Genomic DNA, 25,518 nt, shown 5'->3' on the forward strand with positions numbered 1-25,518 from the left:
CCACGACCATCGGCAGCCGACCCAGGAAACGCCAGGTCGTGGCGGCTGCCGCCCCGCGTCCCTTTGGCCTGCCTCTTCGACAGGTCGCAGCTGGCTAGATAGCGACCTCAAGACCCTGATCCTAGGACTCCAAAACGCGAGCTGAGCGGCGGCTCGCCGAGATCTGTGCTGCACCCCGGCACCCAGTGCGCCGACCGAATATACTGTGCGGTTTTACTCATTACCTCGTCGCAGGAGTCCATCTTGAGTCTCGAATCCGAGGACCTCTCGACCTTTCAAGGTCTCATCTTCGCACTGGAACGCTATTGGGCCGAGCGTGGCTGTGTCGTCGTCCAGCCTTACGACATGGAGGTCGGCGCTGGCACCTTTCATCCGTCGACCTTTCTGCGCTCCATCGGACCTGAACCCTGGCGCAGTGCATACGTTCAGCCCTCGCGGCGCCCAACCGACGGGCGCTATGGCAACAATCCCAACCGGCTGCAGCACTACTATCAGTATCAGGTCGTTTTGAAACCTTCACCGCTGGAGATCCAGGATCTCTACTTGGGGTCGCTGAAGCGCCTGGGCATCGATCCACTGGTTCACGATATTCGCTTCGTCGAAGACAACTGGGAATCGCCAACGCTCGGCGCCTGGGGCTTGGGCTGGGAGGTCTGGCTCAACGGCATGGAGGTCACGCAGTTCACCTACTTCCAGCAGGTGGGCGGACTGGATTGCCGGCCCGTGACCGGTGAGATCACCTACGGCTTGGAGCGGATCGCCATGTACCTCCAGGAGGTCGAGAGCGTCTACGACCTGGTGTGGAGCCGTGGAGAGAAGGCTGCGGTCACCTATGGAGACGTCTTTCACCAGAATGAGGTCGAGCAATCCACCTACAACTTCGAGGTGGCGGACACGCAGGCGCTCTTCGACCAGTTCGACACCTACGAGCGGATCAGTGCCGCGCTGGTCGAACGCGGGCTGCCATTGCCGGCCTATGAGCAAGTGTTGAAGGCGTCACACACCTTCAATCTGTTGGATGCAAGGGGTGCCATCTCGGTGACGGAGCGCCAGAGATTCATCCTGCGGGTGCGGACACTTTCACGGGCCGTTGCCCAAGCCTATTACGAAAAGCGGGAAGCGCTGGGTTTTCCCATGCTGCAGTCTTGACCAGGGGATAACGTTGGACACACGCACTGACTTACTCATCGAGATCGGGACTGAAGAGCTTCCGCCCATCGCGCTCCCGACGCTCTCGAAGGCCTTCGGCGATGGCTTGCGATCACAGCTGGAGAGCAATGGCATTGCTTTCGATGCACTCGAAGGCTTCGCGGCACCGCGCAGATTGGCGCTGCTCGTGCGCGGTATCGAGCGGCGGCAGCCAGATCAGGAGACGCTGCGACGTGGACCTGCGCTCAAAGCGGCCTTCGACGCGGACGGTCAACCCACCAAGGCAGCGCTCGGCTTCGCGCGCTCCTGTGGTGTCGAGGTCGAGGCGCTTGGGCGCGAAGAGACAGACAAAGGCGTTTGGCTCACCCATCGCAGCATCACGCCTGGCAAGGAGACCACGACGCTCGCTCCGAGCATGGCCGAGGCTGCGCTGGAGGGTCTCCCTATTCCCAAACGCATGCGCTGGGGAGCCGGTTCGGAGGAGTTCGTGCGGCCGGTTCACTGGGTCTGCATGCTGCTTGGGACCGAGCGAGTGCCGGGCAAGGTGCTCGGTCTGGAGACGGTTGACCACAGTTTCGGACATCGCTTCCATCATCCGGATCCCATCCCGCTCGAGAATGCGCTGGACTATGCCGAGCGCCTGCGCACGACGGGTTTCGTGGAGCCCTCGTTCGAGGCGAGGCGCGCCTTGATCCAGAGCCAGGTCGAAACCCTGGCGGCAGAGCACAGCCTGAAGGCGCGCATGGACGAGACGCTGCTCGACGAGGTCACGGCCTTGGTCGAATGGCCGCAGGCGCTGCTGTGCAGTTTCGATGCGCGCTTCCTCGAGATTCCCTCCGAGGTGCTCATCGAGACCATGCAGAGCAACCAGAAGTACTTTCCCTTGGAAGACGCGCAAGGGTCGCTTCGCGCGGAGTTCATTGTGGTTGCGAACATCGTCAGCCGTGATCCAGCTCAGGTCAGATCAGGCAACGAGCGCGTCATCCGGCCGCGCTTCGAGGACGCTGCCTTCTTTTGGTCGCAAGACCTTAAGCAGCCGCTTGCCGACCTCGCGCTCCGGCTAGAAGGTGTTGTGTTCCAGGACAAGCTCGGAACCCTGGCGGAGAAGGGTCAGCGGGTGGGAGCCCTTGGTCGCGAGCTGGCGGATGTGCTCGGCACGGATGCGACACTGATCGAGCGCGCGGCCCATCTTGCTAAGTGCGATCTCGTCACCTCCATGGTGTTCGAGTTTCCCAGTCTGCAGGGGGTCATGGGGCGCTACTACGCCGAGCGTTCAAACGAAGACCCATGCGTCTGCGTCGCGATGGAAGAGCAGTATCGGCCGCGCTTCGCAGGTGACGATTTGCCTAAGAGCCCCTGTGGGTTGGCCCTGGCCATTGCTGATCGGCTCGACACATTGGTCGGCGTCTTTGGGATCGGCCTCAAACCGACCGGGACCAAGGATCCCTATGGCTTGAGACGGGCGTCCATTGCCGTGCTCCGACTGCTGATCGAGACTCCGCTGGACCTCGACCTCAAATCCCTGCTTGAACGGGCCGCGAGCGGATTCCCCGAGGGAGTGCTCGGCGACACTGTCGTTGAGAACGTCCTGGGCTACATGATGGATCGGTTGCGCGGATACTATGGCGATCAAGGCGTGTCGTTCGACAGCGTCGAGGCGGTGATCGAGACCGGTATCACGAATCCTTGGGATCTGGATCGTCGCGTGAAGGCAGTGGCGGAGTTCCGGCAGCTGCCAGCAGCGGAAAGCCTCGCCGCAGCCAACAAGCGGATCCGAAACATCTTGGTCAAAGCAGAGGTCGCGCCAGAGGGCGCGAACCGGGTCGAGGAGGCCTTGCTATCCGATCCAGCGGAGATTCAACTGGCATCTCGGATCAAGACCCTGGCGTCGCAGATTGCGCCTCTTGTCGCCGAGCGTGACTATGTCGGCGTCTTGCGGACGCTGGCCGATCTTCGAGAGGACGTGGACCGGTTCTTCGAAGACGTCATGGTCATGGCCGAAGACGAGGCGGTACGGCGCAATCGCATCGGTTTGCTCCAATCGCTCTCGGCGCTCTTCCTACAGGTCGCTGATATTTCCAAGCTCCAGTGAAATCGGCCCCATCCTCAGCAGGACGCCTCGTGATCTTGGATCGGGATGGGGTCATCAATCAGGACTCTGACGCCTACATCAAGTCGGTGCAGGAATGGACTCCTATCCCAGGGAGCATTGAGGCCATCGTGCGGCTTTCGCACGCGGGGTATCGCATCGCGGTTGCCTCGAATCAGTCCGGAGTCGCCCGGGGCCTCTTCAAACTCACCGAACTCAATGCCATGCACCAGCACCTCAGGTCGCTGGTCTCGGCGCAAGGCGGTCAGATTGCGATGATCGCATTCTGCCCTCATGGGCCGGAGGCGGGTTGTCGTTGCCGCAAGCCCGCTCCAGGCTTGCTCGAAGAGATCGCGGACCGCTTGGGTTGCTCTCTCGACGCCGTCCCTTTCATCGGCGACTCCATTACCGACGTCAGGGCTGCTCGGGCCGCCGGGGCTTCCCCTTGGCTGCTCAGAACGGGAAAGGGTGAGCGTACGCTCGCCAGCTCCACACCCGAGCTTGAGGACGTGCGCATCTACCCAGATCTCAGCGCAGCCGCTGACGCCCTTCTAAAGGATCAAGGATAGCTATGATCTTCTTCCGCTCGCTGCTCTACCAAATCGTCTTAGTCCTCTCCAGCCTCCTATTCTCGATCGCGATGCTGTGTGTGAGCATTCTGCCAGCCACCAAGCTCCTAGATCGGCTTGCCAAGTACTGGGGGCATACGAATCTCTGGGCACTCAAGATACTCTGCGGCCTGAGCTATCGCGTCACCGGGCTAGAGCATCTCCCCAAGGAGCCGGTCGTTGTTCTTGCCAAGCATCAGTCCGCGTGGGAGACCATCGCCTTTTGGGTGTTGCTCCCCGAGCACCAATCCTGGGTTCTGAAGCAAGAGCTGACACGAATCCCCTTCTTTGGCTGGGCGCTCACGCGCTGTCGTCCAATTGCGATCGATCGCTCCGCTGGCCGGCGCGAGATCACCAAGCTCATCCAGGAAGGCACCGAGCGTCTCAACGCTGGACGAAACGTCATCATCTTTCCGGAGGGAACGCGTGTGGCACCCGGAACACATCACGCTTATGGCGTCGGTGGAGCATTACTCGCCGAGCGAAGCGGCCGCCCAATCCTTCCGATCGCACACAATGCTGGCGTTTTTTGGGGGCGCCGCAGCTTGATGAAACGCCCCGGGATCATCGACGTCGTAATCGGCCCACTGATCGAGCCGGCCGGCCGCAAGGCGACGAAGATCAACGCCCTCGCCGAGGAATGGATCGAGAAGACGGTGGCGAAACTGCCGACCGAGTGATGAACGCACCGCCGGCGCTGCGACAGGTGCTGCAGGGATGGCGTTGGTCTTTCCGAGCGGGAATAGAATAAAGGTGGCCGGATCGCTGAGCGTGATCCGGCCGAATGGATTCAGACGTCGAGGTTTTCCACGCTCAAGGCGTTGCGTTCGATGAACAAACGGCGTGGCTCGACCTGGTCGCCCATAAGGGTCGTGAAGATCTGATCCGAGGCGACCGCGTCCTCGATCGTCACTCGCAGCAAGCGGCGGGTCTCGGGATTCATGGTGGTTTCCCAGAGCTGCTCCGGATTCATCTCGCCCAGCCCTTTGTAACGCTGGATGCTGTAGCCTCGCTGTGCCTCGGAAAGCAGCCAGCGAATCCCTTCCCCGAGGTCGCCGATTTCCTGGCGACGCTCCCCCCTCTGGACATAAGCCCCAGGCTGAATCAGGCCCTCAAGCTTTTCGCCGAACTCCTTGAGCTTGGTGTAGTCGGCCGTATGGAAAAACTCAAGCGGGATAATGCGAGTCTCCGGGATGCCATGAATCAGACGCACAAGCTCAAGGGTGACAGGTTTGTCCGAAGAGATCTCGGAAACGCGGGCACGATAACTCAGGGAAGGGGAATCATCTGCGTTGAGGCGGGACTCGATCGTCTTACACCACTCCTCGAGGCGATCAGGATCCGACAAGATGTCTTCGGTGACGGGACCTGAGCTAACGAGTTCCTCAAGGAAGGCGGCGTCGTAACGCGACGCCAATCGTTTCAGGATGGCGACGAAGACTTGATAGTCCTTGGCGAGTGCCTCGAGGGCCGTCCGCGCTAAAGGCAGGGTGTCCGACGTGACATAGAGATCCGCGCCGTCCAAGGCGCTTTGTAGCATTGCGCCATTGAGGGCCGACTCGTCGAGGAGGTAGTCCTCTTGCTTGCCCCGCTTGATCTTGAACAGTGGTGGCTGGGCGATATAGATATGGCCGCGCTCAACCAACTCTGGCATCTGGCGATAGAAGAAGGTGAGCAGGAGGGTCCGGATGTGCGCTCCGTCCACATCCGCATCAGTCATGATGATGATGCGGTGATAGCGGAGATTATCCGGGTTGTACTCTTCGCGACCAATGCCACAGCCAAGGGCCGTGATCAGCGTACCCACCTCTGCAGACGACAGCATTTTGTCGAAGCGAGCCTTTTCGACATTCAGAATCTTACCCTTCAAGGGCAAGATTGCCTGAAAGGCACGGTCACGACCTTGCTTAGCGGAGCCGCCAGCGGAGTCACCCTCGACCAGATAGAGTTCAGAGCGGGCGGGATCTTTTTCCTGGCAGTCGGCAAGTTTCCCCGGGAGTCCGGCAACATCGAGCACACCCTTGCGCCGCGTCATCTCTCTCGCCTTGCGGGCGGCCTCTCGTGCCCGTGCAGCCTCCAGCATCTTATTAGCGATTACCTTGGCTTCGGCCGGCTGCTCCTCCAAGAACATACCTAGATGCTCGACCACAAGGGATTCAACGACGGACTTGACCTCGGAGGAAACCAGCTTGTCCTTGGTCTGGGATGAGAACTTTGGGTCTGGAACCTTGACCGAAAGGACGGCAGTCAAGCCTTCTCGCGCGTCGTCGCCAACTGGCCGAACCTTTTGATTACGATCCAAGCCTTCGCGTTCGATATAAGTGTTCAGCGTCCGCGTCAAGGCGGCCCGCAGGCCGGCAAGATGGGTGCCGCCATCTTTTTGAGGGATGGTGTTGGTGTAACAGAAGATGGTCTCTTGGTAGCTATTGTTCCACTGAATCGCAAGCTCGACAGAGATGTCCTGGCGCTCACTCGTGAAGTAGATGACCGTGGGATGAACCGGCTCTTTGTTCTTGTTCAGGTGCTGAACGAAGGCTTGGATGCCGCCCTGGTACTCGAAGGTATCGGTACGCCCTGTTCCCTCTTCACTGAGCGTTATGCGAACACCGGAATTCAGAAACGAAAGCTCTCGCAAGCGTCGAGCGAGGATGTCGTAGTGAAAATCGAGATTGGTAAAGATCTCGCCGGACGGATAGAAGCGGATCTCAGTTCCTGTCTCAGCCGTTTCCCCGACGACCTTCAGGGGATACTGAGGAACACCCAGTCCATAGGCTTGCTCGTAGAGCGAACCAGCCCGACGGATTTTGAGATAGAGCCGCTCGGAGAGGGCATTCACGACCGAGACTCCGACGCCATGCAGCCCACCAGAGACCTTGTAGGAGTTGTCGTCGAACTTTCCGCCGGCGTGAAGGACGGTGAGGATGACCTCAGCGGCCGAACGATTTTCCTCTGCGTGGATGTCCACCGGAATGCCGCGACCATCATCGCGCACGGACACAGATCCATCGCTGTGCAGCGTCACGGTGATCGTGGAGCAATATCCGGCTAGCGCTTCGTCGATGGAATTGTCCACGACCTCAAACACCATATGGTGGAGTCCGGTTCCATCATCCGTGTCGCCTATGTACATTCCCGGACGCTTACGAACCGCGTCCAGCCCTCTGAGCACCTTGATATTCGTGGAGTCGTACGTCATCGAAGATTAAGAGACTGGTGAATGGAGCGTTGACGGGGAGCCGTCGGGAAGGCTCAACGGCGATTGGCACAGGCGGCGCCACTTTGGCCGGATGGGCGAAGGAGTCAGCCTCGAGCGGTCGACGGGCAGATGAATCTAGACCGCGCCATTATACGCGAAGTCCTGAGCGCCCGCCTAAATGATTGAATCGCCAGATATTCAAAGAAAGAAGGTCACTGGGAGGCGAGGTGATTAACGGCTAAGAGATCGGGCGAACCTGTCCATGTTCCACGTGGAACATGGCAACATCTCGGTCCGAGGCAAGGAAGACGCTTTCCGGCCGGCAACTCACCCGGGTCGCGATGATTTGGCTTCGTGAGGCGCAGCCGAGTTCCCACAGCCGTCTCACCGTCGTTTCGTCGAGTTCCGATTCTAGATCGTCTAAGAGGAAGATCGCCGGCTCCTTTCCCCTCGCGAGATGGACCCGTTCGGCGGCCAGCTGCAAGAGCGTAACCGCGACCTTGGTCTGCCCCCGCGAAAGGGACTGTCGACGACCATCCTGCGTCACGCCGAAATCGGCCCGGCCCGGCCCGGCCAGTGAGAATCCTCGCTGCAATTCTCGCTCGCCACACTTCTTCAGTGTCTCTTCTATGCTTTCCGTCTCTGGCCAGCCCCTGTCATAACGCAGTTCGCAGGCTTCAAGGAAGGAGAATCCCTGGGCCAGCTCCCGAAACATCGCGTTCCAATCAGTCACAAAGGAGGCGCGAAAGGCGTGCATGGCGTTAGAAACAGAGACGAAGGGCGCATTCCAAAGCGCAACGCCCGCTCCCCCAATGCGAAGAGCTGCGTTCCTCTGCGCCAAGACGCGACGAAACTGAGCATGGACCCTTGCGAACCGAGGTTCCACGTGGAACACACCCAGATCTAGAAATCGTCTCCGAAGCTCTGGCTCACCGTCCAAGAGACTTTGCGGGTTCTCGCTCACCAGTTTCACCCGCAGTGGCATCTCAGCCGCTCCGTCATCCAACCAGCTCGGAGGATCTGCCAGTCGATGCACCCCTGCCCCATCCCGCGCGACTTCGATCCGCCCTCTCCCCCGCTCAAGGGTCTCCACCTCGGCGCACACCTCCAAGCGTTCCGACCCACGGGCGCAGAGCGGCCCCGTCTTCACGCTTCGGAACGTCCTCCCCCGAGCGAGAAGGTAGACCGCCTCTAGGAAGGTGGTTTTCCCTGCTCCATTTCCTCCGCTGAGCAGAATAACCGGGGCCTCCGTCTCAACCGTCACCCGTAGGAGGTTCCGCAGCGAGTTGATCTTCAGGCTCCGAAGACCACCGATCGTCTGAGTCCCCTCCTCGCGCTCCGTCACCATCCCTCCCAGCAAGCTAGAGCCGCATTGGCATCACAACGAAGGTCTCATCCTCCGACCCCTCGCCTTTCCAGATCGAACTCTTGTTGTCGACCTGGAATCGAATCTCGACCTTCTCCGCGTCCACCGCCCCGAGCACATCCATCATGTACGCTACATTGAAGGCGACAGAAACCGGCTCCCCGTCATAGTCGATCTCAATCTCTTCCTCGGCCTCTTCCTGCTCCGGATTGTGTGCCAACAGCTTCAGTATTCCCTTCCCGAAGCTCAGCCTGACGCCCCGATACTTTTCGTTCGAGAGAATGGCTGCCCGCGATAGGCTGCGCCGCAGCGCGTCCTTATCCAGGATCGCAACCTCCCCCAAGTCACGCGGTATGACCTGCTCGTAATCCGGGTAGCGTCCGTCGACCAGCTTAGACGTCATGGCCGTCTGACCCAGCAGGATGCGGAGGCTCTTCTCCCCGACACTCAATCGCACGCTGTCCTCCGACACGTTCAACTGACGCTTAAGCTCCATCACCGTCTTAGTCGGAATGATGACCTGCCTCGGCTCGTCGATCGCAAGATCCATTGACACCACGAACTTAGCCAGCCGATGCCCATCCGTGGCAACTGCGGTCAGAAGCGAACTCCTCAGCTCCATGAAGAGTCCGTTCAGGTAGTAGCGCACATCTTGTTGGGCCATGGCGAAGGAGCATTTCTCCAGCATGCGCTTAAGGCGAGTCTCTTCGACGTCGAACTCGAAACCTCCTTCCTCCAACCCCATCGCCGGAAATCCGGCCGCCGCCAGATACCCCAGTGAAAACCGTCCCCGACCCGCCGTGACCACACATCGCTCGTCCTTCAGGCGCATCCTAACGTCCGTCCCTTCCGCAAGATTGCGACAAATGTCGACAAGCTTCCTGGCCGGAACCGTGGTCTCGCCTTCCTCCTTCACATTCGCCCCAAACTCGGTCCTGACCTCCACCTCCAAGTCGCTGCCGGTCAGGGTGACGGTTTCACCCTGCGCGACAACCAACAGGTTTCCGAGGATCGGCAGGGTTTGCCGTCGTTCCACGACCCCGATCACTTTGCTCAGTGCGGGCAGAAAGACTTCGCGGTTCGCGACGAAATCCATGGACATCTCCATAACTAAGAAGAGAAATATAAAGATTGTAATGATAAGGCATGTGGAAAACCGCCAAAATCAGCCAAACTTCTTTCAAAACAGCCCGCTAGCCCTTCACAAACCACTGGGCATCTGTTGCGGAAGCTGTGGATAACATAACACCCCTGTCGCTACCCAGATCCACGCACAAGTTGTCCACAGCTAAGAACTCAGTGTTCTCAACAGGTTCTTATAGTCCTCCTCGACCCCGGCATCACTTTCACGCAGACTCTTGACCTTGCGCGTCGCGTGCAGGACGGTTGTATGGTCCCGCCCGCCAAAGGCTTTGCCGATCTCAGGCAAGCTGTGCTTGGTGAGTTCCTTGGCCAGTGCCATCGCGATCTGGCGCGGCCGCGCGAGCGAACGGCTGCGTTTCGCCGACAGCATGTCGGACGTCCGCAGCTTGAAGTACTCGGCAACCGTCTTCTGAATATTCTCAATGGTGACCTGTTTGTCTTGGGCCGCCAGCACATCTCGCAGCGCGTGCTTTGCGAACTCCATCGTGATCGGCTTGCCCGTGAACTCGGCATTCGCGACCAGTCGCCGAAGCGCGCCTTCCAATTCGCGGATATTGGAGCGGATCCTTCGGCCCACGAAGAAGGCAACGTCCTCCGGGAGTTCGACGCCAAGCTGACTCGCCTTGCAATGCAGAATCGCTACGCTGGTCTCCAAATCAGGTGGATCGATGGAGACCGTTAGCCCCCAGCCGAATCTGGACCTGAGTCGCTCTTCCAGTCCGACCACTTCTTTTGGGAAGCGGTCGCTCGATAGAACGATCTGCTGACGTGACTCGAAGAGCGCGTTGAAGGTGTGGAAGAACTCTTCCTGCGAGCGCTCCTTACCGGCGAAGAACTGCACATCGTCGATCAGCAAGGCATTAACCGAGCGGTATCTTTTCTTGAACTCCTCAATGCGATTGTGCTGCAGCGCCTTGATCATTTCGGCGACGAAACGCTCGGAGTGCAGGTAGACGACTCGGGCCGAGGGATTCGATGCCAAGATGATGTTGCCGACCGCGTGCATCAGGTGCGTCTTACCAAGACCGACTCCGCCGTAGATAAAGAGTGGGTTGTAGGCAGTTCCGGGGTTCTGCGCGATCTGCATGGACGCCGCGCGCGCAAGCTGATTGGATTTGCCTTCCACGAAGGTGTCGAAGGTAAAGTCCACATTCAAATGGGCCGCTGCACGCCGCTCCTGTAAGTCGGTTGCCGATTCGCCAACCTCGACGCCCTGCGCTGTCGTTTCACCGGAGTCCCGATCGAACTCGCCGACATCAAACCGCACTTGTGCGATGGCGCCGTCGCTGTATTGAGCGCAGAGATCGAGCAAGCGCTTCTCATAGTGCTTCTGGGCCCAATCCAAAACGAACCGATTGGGCGCTAGCAATCTCAGCTGAGTGCCATGGACACGCGCCTGTAACGGCAGAATCCAGGTGTTGAACTCCGCGGAGGTCAGCTCCCCCTTGAGCTGTCTGACACATTGATCCCATAAGCCAAAAGATATTCCCGACATTCGCCGTCCTGTTTGAGTGGAGCGAGGATTGCAGCACGCATCCTCATGCGTTGATTCCGATCCGGATAGGCCGAGCCGCTTGCCTCTAGAGGTGTGCTGCTTAGAGCCTAGAAAGCGCTCATCAATTGTTTCCCGATGCGAAGGATCCCGCCCGAAATCCCCCCTGGCCCCCCTTTGCGAAAGGGGGGAAGTTGTTGATGGCCACTTTCCTAGTGGATTCGCGGCGGTCCGCCGCCGATGCCAGTGCTGATTCTGAGCTGAGATGTCAGTGGCCGCCGTCTTGCTGCGCTCTTCACGGCGCGGGGTGCGCCTTGGCGTCCAGCGTCATTGCGCGCAGGATTGGATCCGCCAGCCGGAGGCGGGGCCCCTGTTGGTGGGGTGTCTGGTCGAGTGCGATCGGTCCGCCCGGTCTCGCGGCCGATCCAATGACCTTGCCGCGCCTGAAGTATGGATGACGACTCAAGCTTGGCGCGCATTGTAGGATCTGAAGTCTAACGTCCCGCAGCCGACTTATCCACAACCGCGGACCCTTTTTCGTGAGCCGATCGCAATTGACTTATCTTGTTAGATTGCGTACAGTTCCGGCCCTTTTCTGGCGGGTTCTTTCGGACCCTAAGCACACCTGGATTACTCTGGAGTACCCTTCATGAAGCGCACCTTCCAACCTAGCTGTCTCAAGCGTGCTCGCACCCACGGCTTTCGTGCTCGCAACGCCACCCGCAACGGCCGCAAGGTTCTCGCAGCGCGTCGCGCCAAAGGCCGCGCACGACTCGCGCCCTGACTCCCGCGGAGACAAACTCCCGTCCCGCCCAGCGTTTTCAGCGCGCCTTCAGACTGACCCATCCACGGGAGTTCCGGCGCGTCTTCGCTGAGCCGAAGCGGACGGTAAGACCTGGCTATGTCGTGCTCTACCGGCCGAATGGCCTGGATACAGCGAGACTCGGGCTAGCAATCTCCAAGAAATGCGCCCGCCGTGCCGTCGACCGGAATCGGCTGAAGCGCATTGCTCGCGAGAGCTTTCGGCGGAATCGCCAGCGGCTCCCCTGCATCGATGTCGTCGTGCTCTGTTCCCGTGGTGCAACGACCATGTCGAGTCAGCGACTGACCGAAACACTAGAGCAAGCCTGGGCCACTATCAGGAAATCACCATGCGTCGACTCTTGATCGGACTGATCAAGATCTATCAGTACCTGATCAGTCCGCTCCTCGGCCCACATTGCCGCTTCTACCCTTCCTGCTCCCATTACGCTGTCGAGGCCATTGAGCGCCACGGCATTTTCCATGGGGGCTATCTAGCCGTGCGCCGCGTCTCGCGGTGCCATCCCTGGCATCCGGGTGGTATCGACCCGGTCCCACAAGAAAGGCAGAGAACGATTCATGGATAACCAGCGCTTGTTCCTGTTCCTCGCACTTGCCGCGGTGCTCTTCCTGATCTACGAGGCATGGATGCAGGATTACGGGCGCCCTATGCCGCTCGAGTCCGCCGTCGAGCAGGCGCAAGGTACGCCGACCGTACCGACGACGACGCCCGCGACCGCCGGGGTTCCTAGCGTCGCAACCACACCGGACACCGTGACATCGAGCGTCGTTTCGGCCGAATCGGCTGGCCAGCCAGGCCTCGCTCCGATTCAGGTCGAAACGGATGTGCTCAAGGTTGAGATCTCCCCGCTCGGTGGGACCATCTCCAGCGTTTGGCTGTTGGATTACGCCATTACTCCAGAGCAGCCGGAAGAAAAATATCGGCTGATGAAGCCGGTGCCGCCGAACATGTTCATCACCCAATCAGGCCTTTTGGGTGAGGATGCCGCGCTGTTGCCGACGCACGAGGGCATTTTCTCGAGTCCTGAGGCGAGCTACGCCCTTGGCAACGGCGATTCGCTCGAGGTGGTTCTGACTTGGAAGAACGATGCCGGTGTCGAGGTTGCAAAGACCTATACATTCACCCGTGGCAGTTACCTCATCCAGGCCAAGCAGACCGTCAACAACGGCACCGATGCCGCCCTGGTCGCGCGCGAGTACAACCAGTTTCAGCGCACCGAACTCTATGATCCTAACGAGACCAAATTCATCCGGACCTTCACCGGCGGTGTCTACTACAGCCCGGAAGACAAGTACAAGAAGGTTTCCTTCGATGATATGACCGACGGCAAGCTCGACAAGAGTGTCGTCGATGGCTGGATCTCCATGATGCAGCACTATTTCATGGCAGCCTGGATCCCACCGCGAGGTGTGGCGGAGACCTTCTATACGAACGTCCTGGGGGGCTCTCGCTATATCATCGGCCAGTATTCGCCTGCCGTGAGCATCGCCCCTGGTGCCACTCATACCTTCTCGAACCAGCTCTTCATCGGTCCGAAACTCCAAGACACCTTGGAAGAGATTGCCCCGGGTCTAGAGCTTGCGGTCGACTATGGTTGGCTAACCGTGATCGCCAAGCCGATCTATTGGCTCCTCAGCTTCATCCACTCGCTGACCGGAAACTGGGGCTGGGCCATCATCGTCTTGACCATCCTCATCAAGCTCGGGTTCTACAAGTTGTCCGAGACGAGCTATAAGTCGATGGCGCACATGCGTCAGCTCACGCCTCGCCTTCAGGCCCTGAAGGATCGCTATGGCGACGACAAGCAGCGTCTGAACCAAGCGATGATGGAACTCTACAAGACGGAGAAGATCAATCCGCTTGGCGGCTGCCTGCCGATCCTGATCCAGATTCCGGTCTTCATCGCCCTCTACTGGGTGCTGCTCGAGAGCGTCGAGATGCGGCAGGCACCCTTCATGCTTTGGCTCGACAATCTGTCGGCGCCGGATCCTTACTACATCCTGCCCTTGATCATGGGTGTTTCCATGTTCATCCAGCAGAAGCTCAATCCGCCACCGCCGGATCCGATGCAGGCCAAGATCTTCATGGCCTTGCCCTTCGTGTTTACGGTCTTCTTCGCCTTCTTCCCGTCGGGCCTGGTGCTCTACTGGACGGTGAACAACGTCCTCTCGATCGCGCAGCAGTGGCACATCACCCGCAACATCGAGAAGGCGACCGCCAAGCGTCGCAGATAGGCCTTGCGCTGCCGCCGTGGCCGCGGACACCATCGCCGCCGTTGCCACGCCGCCGGGAATCGGCGGCGTTGGCATCCTGCGGGTGAGCGGTCCATGTGTGCTTCGCATCGCCGAGGAGATCCTCGGCCGAACACCCGAGCCGCGCCACGCCACCTTCGCTGTCTTCCGTGAGGCCGACGGCGACTTCATCGACGAGGGAATCGCCCTCTACTTTCCAGCGCCCAAGTCCTTCACGGGCGAGCATGTCCTCGAGCTTCAGGGTCATGGTGGTCCTGTCGTCATGGATTTGCTCCTGCGTCGCTGTCTCCAGCTTGGGGCGCGTCTGGCGCGACCCGGCGAGTTCAGTGAACGCGCCTTCCTCAACGGCAAGCTGGATCTCGCCCAGGCCGAGGCCATCGCCGATCTCATCGAGGGTTCGACCGCCCTCGCCGTCCGCCTCGCCGGCCGTAGCCTCCAAGGCGCCTTCTCCCGCCGTATCGATGCCTTGATCGAGCGCCTGATCCAGGTCCGCGTCTACGTCGAGGCCACTCTGGACTTCCCCGACGAGGAGATCGATCTCCTGACCGACTCCAGCGTGCTGGCCGACCTGACAAGGCTGATCGACGCGACGGGCGAGATCTTGGCGGAGGCGTATCAGGGGCAGGCGATTCGCGAGGGGCTGGCGGTCGTCATCGCTGGCTTGCCGAATGTTGGAAAGTCGAGCCTGCTCAATGCCCTCTCCGGTGACGAGACGGCCATCGTGACGGATATTCCGGGGACGACGCGCGACCTACTGAAGGTCGACGTCCAGGTCGATGGTTTGCCGATCCGCATCGTGGATACGGCTGGGATGCGCGACAGCCATGATCCAGTCGAACAAGAGGGAGTGAGACGGGCGCGCGACGCCCTGACCCAAGCAGATCTGGTCCTTTGGGTGTACGACGCCCAGATCGGAGCCGATGAGGCGACCCAGGCATCCTTCCCTCCGGGGGTGCCCGTGACCCGTGTGCGGAATAAGATCGATCTGCTTGGTGAGAGCCCGCGCATCGCCGAACTCGACCAAGGTCCCGAGATCGCCCTCTCCCTGCGTGAGCACCAAGGTCTCGATCTCCTCCGGGCGCATCTCAAGGACCGCGCGGGGTTTGCCGCCGGCCAGGAGGGTGCCTTCATTGCCCGCCGTCGTCATGTCGATGCCCTGACTCGTGGTCAGCGGCATCTCGAGACGGCCCTTGCCAACCTGGAAGGCCAGCTTGGCGCAGAGCTGGTCGCGGAAGAGCTGCAACTTGCCCAGCAGACCCTTGGCGAGATCACAGGGCGCTTCACCCCGGACGATCTGCTCGGCAGGATCTTCTCGAGCTTTTGTATCGGAAAATAGCGAGCCTTTCGACCCATACCGCACCCTGGCTCAGCCGACGAGAACCGCCTCAGGGAAGTCCTTCAGCGTCCGCGGGATCGGCGGCAGGCGGGGCATGCCAGTGGCCGTTCTCCACGACGACCGCCTGCTCTGGCTGCCTGTTGAAGTGGGGCGACATGATCTGCACACCATATTCGTTGAAGACATCGAGGATCTGGGCATTGAGGTCCGAGAGGACGCGAATGCGCTCCTCGACCCGCTCCAGACGCACCTGCAGCTCGTACTCGACGTAGAAGTCCGCTAACGCGAGCTGCAGCACCACGGGACGTGGCTCCTTGCGGACCCCAGGGGTGCGCGACGCGGCGAGGTTCAGGAGCGCATGGACCTGCCGCCAGGGGGTATCGTAGCCGATCGTCAACGTGGCGCGGGCGACGGCGCCCTTACTCTCCGCCCGCCGCGAGAAGTTGGTGAGCCGGTGGCCGACCACCACCGCGTTCGGCAGCGTTACCTCTTCCTGCTGGCGGGTCACCACCTTGGTGGAGAGCAGGCCGACCTGACTTACCAGTCCCTCGGTCTCCCCGAGGCGAACATAATCGCCGACGCCAAAGGCGCGCGAATAGACGATCACCATGCCGCTCATGATCTGATTGATGAAGCCCGCCGACCCCAGGGAGATCATCAGCCCCACGAAGACACTCACGCCCTTGAAGGCGGCGGTATCCGAACCCGGGATATAGGGATAGGCGACGGTGAGCGCGAACATCCAGATCACGGCCACTGTCAGCCGCCGGGTGGCATCGATCGTCCCCGCCTCGATCCAGGAGGGTTGCAGCCGGCCGTCCTCCACGGCCTTGAAGAAGGCGTTGGTGCTGCCGACCACCAGTCGCGTCACGAAGAACACGGCGAGCACGGTGAGGACGCCCGGGATGCCCTCCAGGATGCCCGTCGCCAGGCTCGCCAGGAGGTCACTGAGATAGGCGCCGAGGCCCGTCCCCCAAGGTTCGGTGTAGGGGAACTGCACCAGCACAAAGGTCAGCCAGAGGTAGCCGCCGCTCAGCGCGACGGCCAAGGCGGAGAGCTTGATCGCATGGCGCTCGATGGCGCCGAGCAGTGGGCGGATCTGGACCCCGAAGAGCCGCCAGCGGCTGCGTTGCGCGCTGGTGCGGAGTCGATGCTCGACGCGGGCCTTGACGCGGACCACCGCCAGGAGGAGCAGGGCATACGCCAGGGTCGCCCCCAGGGCAAAGCCGATGCCGCGCAGCAGGAGCGGTAGACGCTGCTGTTCCGCTCTGGCCTGGAACACCTCGCGCAAGCGTTCGACGCCGTCGCGGGCGGTCTCCTCGACAGTCCTTCCCGACTCGGGATCGAGATCCTCGGGCAGGATGCCGACGATGATGTCATCACGTACCAGGATCAGCCATCCCCGCAATCGACCAACCTGCGCGGGCTCGGCATGGACCGCGTCACCGAAGTCCTCCGGCGGCAGCGCCTCGATGCGTTCTTGCACCTGCTTTGCCCGCTGCGCCGGCTCCATGGGCCCGATCGCCGCACGCAAGGTCACGATGGGCCGATTCCAGACCTCTACAGTGGCCGGAGCAGCGCCGCCCCGGATCTCGGATGCATTCAATGACGAAAGGGGTTCAGCGGCAGCCTGAGTCGCGGCTAGACACAGGGCTGCAAGCGTCAAACAGCGGTTAAGAGTCCGCATGGGATGTCGAAGAGCCTCACTCGCGATGGTGGGTTGGAGCGCACCAGGTACGCCTCGTCGTCGTTCTGAGCGGCTGAAGGTGGTTCTCGGGAAACACAGTAGTCGCAGGTTCGGCCAAACCCGTGCGACGGAACTCGAGCAGAGCGTCAGACTTGGAGGGGCGCGCCCAGGGTGCGAGCCTTGGAGCCAGTAAGATAGGCGCGCCTCGCAAAGACCGCAACCAAAGGCATCGACTGCCTGCCTGGCCTTTGCCGATTCTAGGAGGGACGATTGCCTCCTTCAAAGGGTCCTGGGGAATTGCTCAACGCCGCCCAGGATCAGGCTTCCTGTGGGAGTCGTGACGGCGGCGGTCGCGATGGCCGCTGCCCCTGATGGCACTGAAGGCGCCGTCAATGAGGGCGCCATTCACGGCCCCTCGCGCACCCCGACCGGCCTCTGCATCACTGGACAGGGCGGTAAACCTATTTCGATCTCAAGAGCAAGGTCGCCTGCTATCGCTCGGCGGAATTCCTCGTGGGTCCGCATCTGGGCAACAACCTGATCAATCTCGACAGCGAGCAGGCGGCTCGGACCGCACTGGCCGAAACAAGCGACCTGCAATCCAAGAGGGCACCTGTTTCGAATCCCCAAGAGGCATCCATCAACCAGGGTCGGACCAGGGTCATGGTCTGTCTTTTGTGCCCGTTCTTGTTCCAAATGCTATTTCTTGAGTGTTTTTGTCTACTTGAAAGACAATGACTTGAGTCGTTTCGCTCCATTCTGTATCGACGCGGCAAGCTCATTCGAACCTCCCGCGTCGAACTCATGGTGCATTATCCAGTTGCACTCATCGCCAAGGCCTCATCCGCGCGCGCCCGAATCTCAGCGAGGCGTTGCTGATTCTGTGTGGCGCCGTTCTCGTAGACGGTCTGCAGCGCCTCATCCCAGCCGGACTCGACCGGAAGCTCGACCCGCTGCGTGCGCCAAGCCCCGAACTCCGGGTTGTGCAAGAGTGTCAGGCGCCCGCCCTTGGAGGCCTTTTCCGGGTCGTCCTTGGGCCGTTTGAAGACATCCTGCCATTGACCGTCGATCCGGATAGCGCAGGCCTTGAGGGCGAACTTCTGGGTGTCGCGGTCCAGTCGCTGCAGCAAGGCGCCTCCCATCCCAAAGGCCAGGTTCTCGGCCGAGAAGCCTGCCCGCTCCGCCTCGGCCAGGATCTCAGCAATGGATGCGTACTCGACGCCGTCGCCTTGAATGACGCGCACCTGGTTGAGCACCCGATAGCCCTTGCCATTGATGGTGGTGCCATAGCCCTCTGCCAACTGCTCCAGGGTGCGCCGGACGACCGTGGGCGGATGTCCCGAATCGGGTCGAATCACCACCGTCGCGCCGGACGCGATCACCTGCTGACGCAGCTCCCGATTCCAGAAGCCAACGGCCCGCTCCAGATCATAGGAGTCCGAGACCACGGCAAGCAGTGCCCCTGGGCGTGCGAAGCGGTCGAGCATGTTGCGATAGGCATCGACCTCCCGCGCCTCGCCCCAGGCCGTGACGGTCGAGTGCTCGGTCGCGGGAATGGAGAAGGCAGCCATGTCAGCGTCATAGTAGCGATTGGCCGCCATGACCCCGACAACCGTGTCGGACCCTTGGAAGCTCACCAAGTGGGCCGCGCCGCCCAGGGCGGCGGACTCCAATGAGCTGACACCACGCGACCCGAAGTCGTGGAGCATGAAGGGCAAACCGGCCAATGTGTCCGCGGTTTGCTCGAGGTAGCGCAGGATCAGTGCCTTCACATGCCAGCTGATGGTCGCCACCGTCGTCGGATACCAGATTGCGCGGAGGATCGCGGTCTCGGCGAATTGCCCGATCCAGGGCACCCGTTCATCTGTCGACTCGAGGGTCGCAAGGACCTGTCGAGCGGGGACCAGAGATCCCTCGGGCACGGCGCGAATGCGGATCGGCAGAAAGCCCTGGTGCCGCTCTAAGATGTATTCCCAGCCCTCTCGATTGAATGGCGAGCCGGACATGTGCCGGGCATAGAAGTCCGCCGCCTCGTCGATCATCTCGCGGGTGATGGGCCGGCTCAGGTACTCCAAGATGAACATCTGCAGGCCAAAGAAGAGGCTGTGTTCGAAGCGCCCTCCCCTGGACTCCACATAGCTGAAGACGGACTCCGTTCCTGGTGGAAACTGGGCGTAGTGCGATTCCTTGTAGGAATCCGTGTTGAGGATGAAGTTGGATTGCAGTCTGGACAGCGTGTCGATCGTCATGGGTCTCTCCCGTTCGACCCCGGAATCCCCGGGGGTGAGCGTCGCCATCGGCGGCATGGCGGAATTGTGAGGATGCTGAGTCTGCTTCGCCCTCTGTCTGTCAAATCCGGCCCAGCAGGTCCTGCACGATATGGAAATGGTCCTCGAACATTTGCGCCTCGAGCGACTGAAACTCAGCCAACGAGGTCCAATGTGCCCTGCGCGCGTCGCTGCCGCCCTTGATCTTCGGCAGCGGACCAGGCCGCAAGTCGAAGAGGAAGGCGTCCGTGATGGTCCGGCCCCGCAGCGAGCGCATGGGATCGTCATAGCGCGCCCGCGCCCGAATGCTGCCGCGCAGCACCGGCTCGGGAACCTTGATGCCGGTCTCCTCACGCAGCTCTCGGATGACGGCGTCCTCAATGCGCTCATCGGCATTTAGGAAGCCTCCAGGCAGCGCAAGCAGACCCCTGCCCGGATGAGCACCGCGCTCGACAAGCAGGATATGGCCTGCCTGAATCACGACCGCGTCGACCGTCTGGAAGATGGGTGGATAGCGCAGCCCCTCGAACTGGGACCGGTAGCGTCTGATGAAGTCCCACTCAGTGCGCAGTGCCCGCCAGGCATCGGCGTGCGAGGCGATCCAGTCACCTAGTAGTGTCTTGACGCCATTCGGTATTGGCTGCCCGCCGAGGGTCTTCGCGAGATCAGCTTCCGGCAGGCCTAGCAGTGCGTCACGGATCTGGGTCGCGGATAGGATGCTGATCTCCTCGACCGGACAGAGGTCCCATTGCGGGAAGAGATCGAGATAATCAGAGGTCTGGTCCTTGCGATGTCCCACCAGGATGACGGACGCATCTCCTCCGGCCGCTGCGCCAACGATGCCATCGACGGCTGCTTGGACTGCCGTGACCCATTGCGGCAGATTGTAGAGTCGATCAGACACGCCAGAGATGATGACCCGATCGCGCAAGCCAAGGGGGATCGCCGCCTCGATCATTTCGCGACGCTCGGCGTAGCTGAAGGGATCGCGGATGTTACGCGGGCGATTGATGGATCCAACCAGGACGATCAGCTTGGATGCGTGATCGAGCGCCTGAGTCAGGCAGGCGAGGTGGCCGTCGTGGAACGGCTGGAAGCGGCCGATGTAGACCGCGAAGTCATAGCGATTCATGGGAATCCCCCAAGAATGTCGATTGATCGCCACCGTCTATCGGTGGCCCATGGCTCAACCCGAGCCACTGACTTGAGCATAGTCGTCAGGTCCGACGAAGGTCAATCGACGTTCGTCGGATCCCGCACCCTCCTGGCTGAGCGACCGCCACAGGACGGCGTCCGCGATGTCCTTGATGCCCGCCCTTCACCGCAGTAATCTCGCGACCTTCCAGCGGAGCGCGGCGAATCATGGTGTCACGCCTTCGCCTCGGCCGATCATCCCAGCGTTCAAACCGAGACAACTGCTATGGAAGAAGTCGGTATCCAGGCGCATGCGCAGCCACAGGCGGCGCAGATTCGCAGCGTGGCGGACGCGGTCCGGCGGCGCGTTCTCGAGCACACGCTCAACAACAATGGCGGCTATCTGAGCCAGGCCTGCTCGTCGGCGGAGATCCTAGCGACCCTTTACCTCGGCATCATGCGACTGGGGTCGAGTCAGGAGCCGCTGGTGCCGCGCCCTTTCGCCGGCGTTCCAAGTAGCGACAATCCGCATGCCTTCACTGGCGCGGGCTACAACGGCCCCAAGGCGCCTGAGCTAGATCGCTTCATTTTCTCGCCAGTTCACTATGCGTTGGTCCTCTATTCGCTCCTGATCGAGCTTGGTCGCCTTGGTCCGGATGCCTTGGACGCCTTCAATCAAGACGGGAGCACCGTCGAACTCATCGGTGCCGAGCATTCGCCTGGTCACGAGGTCACGGCGGGCTCCTTGGCTCAGGCGATCAGCCAGGCCGGTGGTATCGCCCTCGCGCGTCGTTTGCGTGGCGAGACCGGGCGCGTCTGGGTCTTCATGTCGGACGGCGAGTTTCAAGAGGGTCAGACCTGGGAGGCCTTCGCCGCTCTCGCCTACCATCGGATCGGCAACATCGGGATCTATGTCGACGCCAACGCCCAGCAGTGCGACGGCCCCATGGACGCCGTCATGGGAATCGAGCCCTTGGCCGAGCGTCTACGCGCCTTTGGGGCAGAGGTGCATGAGGTCGATGGCCACGATCCAGAGGCCTTGGCCGCTCCCGCCTTGGGATCTGGTGAGCGTGATCGACCCTTGGTGGTGATCGCGCGAACCGATCCTTGCCGCGGGCTGGAGCAGCTGCGCGAGCGTGCGCCCAAGCTCCACTATGTCCGCTTCAAGAGCGACGAGGAATTCGCAACCTACCGCACCCTGCTCGAGACCTTGCGCCAGGAGGCGTGCTGATGGAAAGCGTACAACGTCCCCATCGAGAGAATCTGATCCACTGGGCCGCGAGCCGCCCCGAGGTTCTGGTCCTGTCCGCCGATCTCACCTCCTCCTGCGAGGCGGACGGCTTCCGCGATGCTTATCCAGAGCGCTTCTTTTCCATGGGGATGGCGGAGCAGAATATGATGGGCTTCGCGGCCGGTCTCGCCCGCGAGGGATTCTTCCCCTACATCCACACCTTTGCGGTCTTCATCTGCCGTCGGCCCTTCGATCAGGTTGCCATGTCGATCGCCTACCCCAACCTCCCGGTCAGGCTGATTGGCTTCCTCCCCGGCATTACGACAGCCGGCGGGGTAACCCATCAGGCGATCGATGACATTGCGCTGATGCGCATCCTGCCCAACATGCGGATTCTCGAGTGCGGTGACGCCACCGATGTCGAGTCTGTCCTAGATGTGGCCCAAGCCATCGACGGCCCCGTCTACGTGCGCATGCTGCGGGGCGAGGTGCCGCGGCTCTTCGATGAGACCAAGCCCCTCGTCTTCAATCGCGCTCGGGTCTTGAGCCAGGGCTCGGATGCCGTGGTCCTTTCCACCGGCATCTGCACCGAGGAGGCCATGCGGGCGACCACGGCCGTGCGCGAGCGCGGGCTGGATGTCGGCCACCTGCACGTTTCCACGTTGAAGCCGTTCGACGACCCCAGCGTCCTCGAGGCCATTGCCAATGCCAGGCGCGGCGTCATCACCATGGAGAATCACAGCGTGATCGGCGGCCTCGGCTCCGCGGTGGCGGAACTCATGGCCGAGCAGGGAATCGGCACGCGCCTCGTGCGTCTCGGTCTTCAGGACAGCTACGCGCACGGTGCCAGTCGCCAATACCTGATGCGGGAGTACGGTCTGGATGCAATGGCCCTCGTCCGCGCGCTCGAGTCCTTGCTCACGGGGCCCTTGGGGCTCACCGAGCAGGATTTGGCAGGGGTCCGGCTAGAGACCATGCGGCAGGTGGACAAGACCGAGGATCTCTAAGCCCAGGCATTCCGAACTCGACCTATCCGGTCGGGCTCGGCGCTCGCAGCCACCCATCAGCTTTCGCGGACTTCGCCCATGCCCGAGCCATCCGCCTTGTCGCTCAGTGGTGAGCGCTTCAACGCCCTCTATCACATCACCTCGCCAGCGGCGGAGGTGGAGGCGCGTGCCAGAGATATCTGCGTCGAGCAGACGGTGGAGTTTCCTGAGGCCCTGATCACCAGTGCCGCGATTCGCGACCAGATCATTGGCCGTCTTGAGTCCGTCGAGGAGATCGGCCCCGAGCGATTCGCCGCGCGGATCAGCTATCCGATCGAGGCGGCCGGTCGCGAGCTGACGCAACTCCTCAACGTCCTCTTTGGCAACATCAGCATCAAGCCTCGCGTGCGGTTGGTGCGTTTCGATCTGCCCAATACCCTGAGCCAGGTATACAAGGGTCCCAGATTCGGTCAGGCTGGACTCCGGGACCTGCTCGGGGTCCATGATCGCCCCCTGCTTTGCACGGCCATCAAGCCCATGGGCCTGTCGCCGACCGAGCTCGCCGAGCTGGCCTACCAGCTGGCACTCGGTGGGATCGACCTCATCAAGGACGATCACGGTCTCACCGACCAGAGCTTCTGCCCTTTCGACGAGCGCATCCAGCGCTGTGCGGAGGCCGTGGCGCGCGCCAACGCAGAGACTGACAAGCGCTGTCTCTATTTACCCAACGTCTCCGCCCCTGCCGGGGAGATCGACGCCCGGGCCCGGCTTGCCAAGGACGCCGGCGCCGGGGGCTATCTCTTTTGTCCTGGTCTCTGCGGATTGGATGCCATGCGCCGTCTAGCCGATGACGATAGCCTTGGCTTGCCGATCCTCAGTCACCCGGCCTTCCAAGGCAGCTATTGTCTTGATGCCGATTCCGGGATCGCCCACGCTGTGCTCTATGGTCAACTCAACCGGCTCGGGGGTGCCGATGCCACCATCTTCCCGAATTGGGGCGGCCGCTTCTCATACACCAAGGCGGAATGTCTGGACCTGGTGGACGGCGCTACACGGGATATGGGAGGGATCTCACCCATCCTGCCGGTGCCGGCTGGAGGCATGCGCCTAGAGCGTGTCTCAGAGATGGTCGACTTCTACGGAAGAGACGTGATCTTGCTCATCGGCGGGGACCTGCATGCCCAGGGCGTCGACCTCGTCGAGAGCTGCCGCCGCTTCGAGAGGCTCGCGCGTCAGTCCTCGGCAGCGACCGGCGGCATGCGATCCATGAAATAGAGCATGCTGACCAGCAGCAGGCTGGCAACGGCCATGAGATGCGGGCCGAATAGCCAGAAGACGAGCGGAACGGCCAGGTAGTAGGCACGCATGCCCGCGCTGTAGAAGGATCCGGCGCGGTTCAGATGGGCAGCGACCTGCTCCGGGTCGACCGCCGCGGGGCGCAGCTGGGGCGGCAGACTGACCTGAAATCCGACGTGGTTGTAAAGCCTGACCGACATGGCGAAGCTGAAGAAGGCGATGAGCAGGTCGGCGAGAAGCACGATGAGTTTCAGCTGCCAAAGCCCCGGATGCCGTGACCCGAAGAGATTCAGGGTATGCCAGTCTTGCGCGATCTCGTCCGCCTGGCCGGTTAGACTGAGCACGCCCATGCTGAGAATCACCGAGGTCGAGGCGAAGAAGGTCGCGGCCATGGTCGAGTTGCGGAGCGTCTGCACGCCAAGGATCGCGTGACTGGGCTCGGCCATGATGTTCTGCACCCAGCTCCGCCGTGCCTTGCGATTGACGCTCTGGACCGTGAAGTTGGGGTTCTGTCGGACGCGGATCGCCAGGAAGAGGTGGTAGCCGATCAGGACCGCGGCGCCGAATCCGCACCAAATGATGTCACCGCTGTATTCATGCCACCAGTCTTGCATCACATTGCCTCTAGGATCTTCTCAGTGCTGACAGCGCGCGCAATAGAAGCTGGATCGCTGTCCGATGCGCCGCAGTCGGATTGGCTCCCCGCAGCGCTTGCACGCCTCCCCTTCCCGTCCATAGACCCGCAGCGACTGCGCGAAGTAGCCGGGCTGACCGTCCTCCTGGACGAAATCCCGCAGTGTCGTGCCGCCCTGAGAGATGGATTCGGTGAGCACCGCGCGAATCACTTCGGCAAGCCGGCGATAACGGTCAATGCCGACACGGCCACAGCGTCGCGTCGGATGAATGCCGGCGAGAAAGAGCGATTCATTGGCATAGATGTTCCCCACCCCGACGACGACGGACGCATCCATGATGAATGACTTGACCGCGATCCGGCGGCCTCGGCTCGCGGCATAGAGATAGTCGCCGTCGAATTGGTCGCCGAGCGGCTCTGGCCCCAGCCGGCTCAGCAAGGGGTGCTGTTGCTCCGCGATCTGGGGTGTCTCTGCTGTCCACAAGAAGATCCCGAATCTGCGCGGATCGTGAAATCTCAGGCAACGTTGGTCGCTGACGACCAGATCCAGATGATCGTGACGACGCGGCGGGCTGGTCGCTGGGACGACCCGCAGGCTCCCGGACATCCCCAGATGGATGATGAGGGTGCCCCGCTCGAGTCCCATGAGAATGTATTTACTGCGTCGAGACAGGGTGCAAATCCGCTGTCCTGCGACCAAATCGGCCGTCTCCGGAGCGATCGGTAATCGCAGCCGTGGCTCACGCACCAACAGGGCCTGAACGCGCTTTCCCTCGAGATGGGGTCTGATCCCACGCACTGTGGTTTCGACCTCTGGCAGCTCTGGCAT

The 25,518-nt window shown here is 61.4% G+C and carries 21 protein-coding genes; 12 read left to right on the forward strand and 9 right to left on the reverse strand.

All coding sequences use genetic code 11. The features are described from left to right. The first annotated feature begins 243 nt into the window (after positions 1 to 243). From glyQ to G3480_RS00260, 4 genes are read left to right on the forward strand one after another with little or no spacing between them, the layout of a single operon-like run. Positions 244 to 1,149, forward strand: a complete 906-nt coding sequence (gene glyQ, locus G3480_RS00245) for a glycine--tRNA ligase subunit alpha (RefSeq protein ID WP_164651650.1) — start codon at positions 244 to 246, stop codon at positions 1,147 to 1,149. 13 nt (positions 1,150 to 1,162) lie between these two features. After that, positions 1,163 to 3,241: a glycine--tRNA ligase subunit beta gene (glyS, locus tag G3480_RS00250; RefSeq protein WP_164651651.1), complete on the forward strand. Its 2,079-nt coding sequence runs from the start codon at positions 1,163 to 1,165 to the stop codon at positions 3,239 to 3,241. Positions 3,242 to 3,270: 29 nt separating this feature from the next. Next, positions 3,271 to 3,807 carry a D-glycero-beta-D-manno-heptose 1,7-bisphosphate 7-phosphatase gene (gene gmhB / locus G3480_RS00255; RefSeq protein ID WP_338114019.1) on the forward strand — a complete coding sequence of 179 codons (537 nt, stop codon included), beginning with the start codon at positions 3,271 to 3,273 and terminating at the stop codon, positions 3,805 to 3,807. Positions 3,808 to 3,809: 2 nt separating this feature from the next. Next, entirely contained in the window at positions 3,810 to 4,526 is a 717-nt protein-coding gene (locus tag G3480_RS00260; RefSeq protein ID WP_164651653.1) for a lysophospholipid acyltransferase family protein, read from the forward strand. A 110-nt stretch (positions 4,527 to 4,636) separates the two neighbouring features. Here G3480_RS00260 and gyrB read toward each other — a convergent pair whose 3' ends face one another. The 4 genes from gyrB to dnaA form a co-directional block, all read right to left on the reverse strand. After that, a complete protein-coding gene (gene gyrB / locus G3480_RS00265) occupies positions 4,637 to 7,042 on the reverse strand; it encodes a DNA topoisomerase (ATP-hydrolyzing) subunit B (protein ID WP_164651654.1) in 2,406 nt (801 codons plus the stop codon). A 238-nt stretch (positions 7,043 to 7,280) separates the two neighbouring features. Next, positions 7,281 to 8,390 carry a DNA replication/repair protein RecF gene (recF, locus tag G3480_RS00270; protein ID WP_164651655.1) on the reverse strand — a complete coding sequence of 370 codons (1,110 nt, stop codon included), beginning with the start codon at positions 8,388 to 8,390 and terminating at the stop codon, positions 7,281 to 7,283. 13 nt (positions 8,391 to 8,403) lie between these two features. Further along, positions 8,404 to 9,504 (reverse strand): DNA polymerase III subunit beta, encoded by a 1,101-nt coding sequence (dnaN, locus tag G3480_RS00275; RefSeq protein WP_164651656.1) that lies wholly within the window; start codon positions 9,502 to 9,504, stop codon positions 8,404 to 8,406. A gap of 192 nt (positions 9,505 to 9,696) precedes the next feature. After that, positions 9,697 to 11,046 (reverse strand): chromosomal replication initiator protein DnaA, encoded by a 1,350-nt coding sequence (dnaA, locus tag G3480_RS00280; RefSeq protein WP_164651657.1) that lies wholly within the window; start codon positions 11,044 to 11,046, stop codon positions 9,697 to 9,699. A 646-nt stretch (positions 11,047 to 11,692) separates the two neighbouring features. Here dnaA and rpmH point away from each other — a divergent pair. The 5 genes from rpmH to mnmE are packed head-to-tail and all read left to right on the forward strand — an operon-like array spanning position 11,693 to position 15,454. Beyond that, complete coding sequence (gene rpmH, locus G3480_RS00285) at positions 11,693 to 11,827, forward strand: 50S ribosomal protein L34 (protein WP_164651658.1); 135 nt, start codon at positions 11,693 to 11,695, stop codon at positions 11,825 to 11,827. Beyond that, positions 11,824 to 12,210 (forward strand): ribonuclease P protein component, encoded by a 387-nt coding sequence (gene rnpA / locus G3480_RS27745; RefSeq protein WP_206171420.1) that lies wholly within the window; start codon positions 11,824 to 11,826, stop codon positions 12,208 to 12,210. Before rpmH ends, rnpA begins: the two co-directional genes overlap by 4 nt. Then, the gene (yidD, locus tag G3480_RS27750) at positions 12,195 to 12,431 is read left to right on the forward strand and encodes a membrane protein insertion efficiency factor YidD (RefSeq protein ID WP_206171411.1); all 237 of its coding nucleotides are present in this window, start codon (positions 12,195 to 12,197) and stop codon (positions 12,429 to 12,431) included. The genes rnpA and yidD overlap by 16 nt, the downstream gene beginning before the upstream one ends. Further along, a complete protein-coding gene (gene yidC / locus G3480_RS00295) occupies positions 12,424 to 14,100 on the forward strand; it encodes a membrane protein insertase YidC (protein WP_164651660.1) in 1,677 nt (558 codons plus the stop codon). Before yidD ends, yidC begins: the two co-directional genes overlap by 8 nt. A 16-nt stretch (positions 14,101 to 14,116) precedes the next feature. Then, on the forward strand, positions 14,117 to 15,454 hold the full coding sequence (gene mnmE, locus G3480_RS00300) for a tRNA uridine-5-carboxymethylaminomethyl(34) synthesis GTPase MnmE (protein ID WP_164651661.1): 1,338 nt from the start codon (positions 14,117 to 14,119) through the stop codon (positions 15,452 to 15,454). Between the two features lie 49 nt (positions 15,455 to 15,503). Here mnmE and G3480_RS00305 read toward each other — a convergent pair whose 3' ends face one another. The 3 genes from G3480_RS00305 to G3480_RS00315 form a co-directional block, all read right to left on the reverse strand. Beyond that, positions 15,504 to 17,060, reverse strand: a complete 1,557-nt coding sequence (locus G3480_RS00305) for a mechanosensitive ion channel family protein (RefSeq protein ID WP_164651662.1) — start codon at positions 17,058 to 17,060, stop codon at positions 15,504 to 15,506. 893 nt (positions 17,061 to 17,953) lie between these two features. Next, positions 17,954 to 19,390 (reverse strand): nicotinate phosphoribosyltransferase, encoded by a 1,437-nt coding sequence (locus G3480_RS00310; RefSeq protein ID WP_164651663.1) that lies wholly within the window; start codon positions 19,388 to 19,390, stop codon positions 17,954 to 17,956. A 100-nt stretch (positions 19,391 to 19,490) separates the two neighbouring features. Beyond that, positions 19,491 to 20,540: a bifunctional nicotinamide-nucleotide adenylyltransferase/Nudix hydroxylase gene (locus G3480_RS00315; RefSeq protein WP_164651664.1), complete on the reverse strand. Its 1,050-nt coding sequence runs from the start codon at positions 20,538 to 20,540 to the stop codon at positions 19,491 to 19,493. A gap of 288 nt (positions 20,541 to 20,828) precedes the next feature. Between G3480_RS00315 and G3480_RS00320 the strand changes: the two genes are divergently transcribed. The 3 genes from G3480_RS00320 to G3480_RS00330 all read left to right on the forward strand — a co-directional run bounded on the left by G3480_RS00320 (position 20,829) and on the right by G3480_RS00330 (position 24,034). Then, complete coding sequence (locus G3480_RS00320) at positions 20,829 to 21,773, forward strand: transketolase (protein WP_164651665.1); 945 nt, start codon at positions 20,829 to 20,831, stop codon at positions 21,771 to 21,773. Beyond that, positions 21,773 to 22,780 (forward strand): transketolase family protein, encoded by a 1,008-nt coding sequence (locus G3480_RS00325; protein ID WP_164651666.1) that lies wholly within the window; start codon positions 21,773 to 21,775, stop codon positions 22,778 to 22,780. Before G3480_RS00320 ends, G3480_RS00325 begins: the two co-directional genes overlap by 1 nt. Before the next feature lie 78 nt (positions 22,781 to 22,858). Beyond that, entirely contained in the window at positions 22,859 to 24,034 is a 1,176-nt protein-coding gene (locus G3480_RS00330; protein ID WP_164651667.1) for a RuBisCO large subunit C-terminal-like domain-containing protein, read from the forward strand. On the opposite strand, the gene G3480_RS00335 is transcribed toward G3480_RS00330, so the two are convergent. Beyond that, positions 23,992 to 24,669 (reverse strand): DUF599 domain-containing protein, encoded by a 678-nt coding sequence (locus G3480_RS00335; protein WP_164651668.1) that lies wholly within the window; start codon positions 24,667 to 24,669, stop codon positions 23,992 to 23,994. The genes G3480_RS00330 and G3480_RS00335 overlap by 43 nt on opposite strands. Positions 24,670 to 24,690: 21 nt before the next feature. Beyond that, a complete protein-coding gene (gene mutM, locus G3480_RS00340) occupies positions 24,691 to 25,518 on the reverse strand; it encodes a bifunctional DNA-formamidopyrimidine glycosylase/DNA-(apurinic or apyrimidinic site) lyase (protein ID WP_164651669.1) in 828 nt (275 codons plus the stop codon).

The organism is Thiorhodococcus mannitoliphagus, assembly GCF_010915725.1.
In the GTDB taxonomy this organism is placed as follows: Bacteria; Pseudomonadota; Gammaproteobacteria; order Chromatiales; family Chromatiaceae; genus Thiorhodococcus; species Thiorhodococcus mannitoliphagus.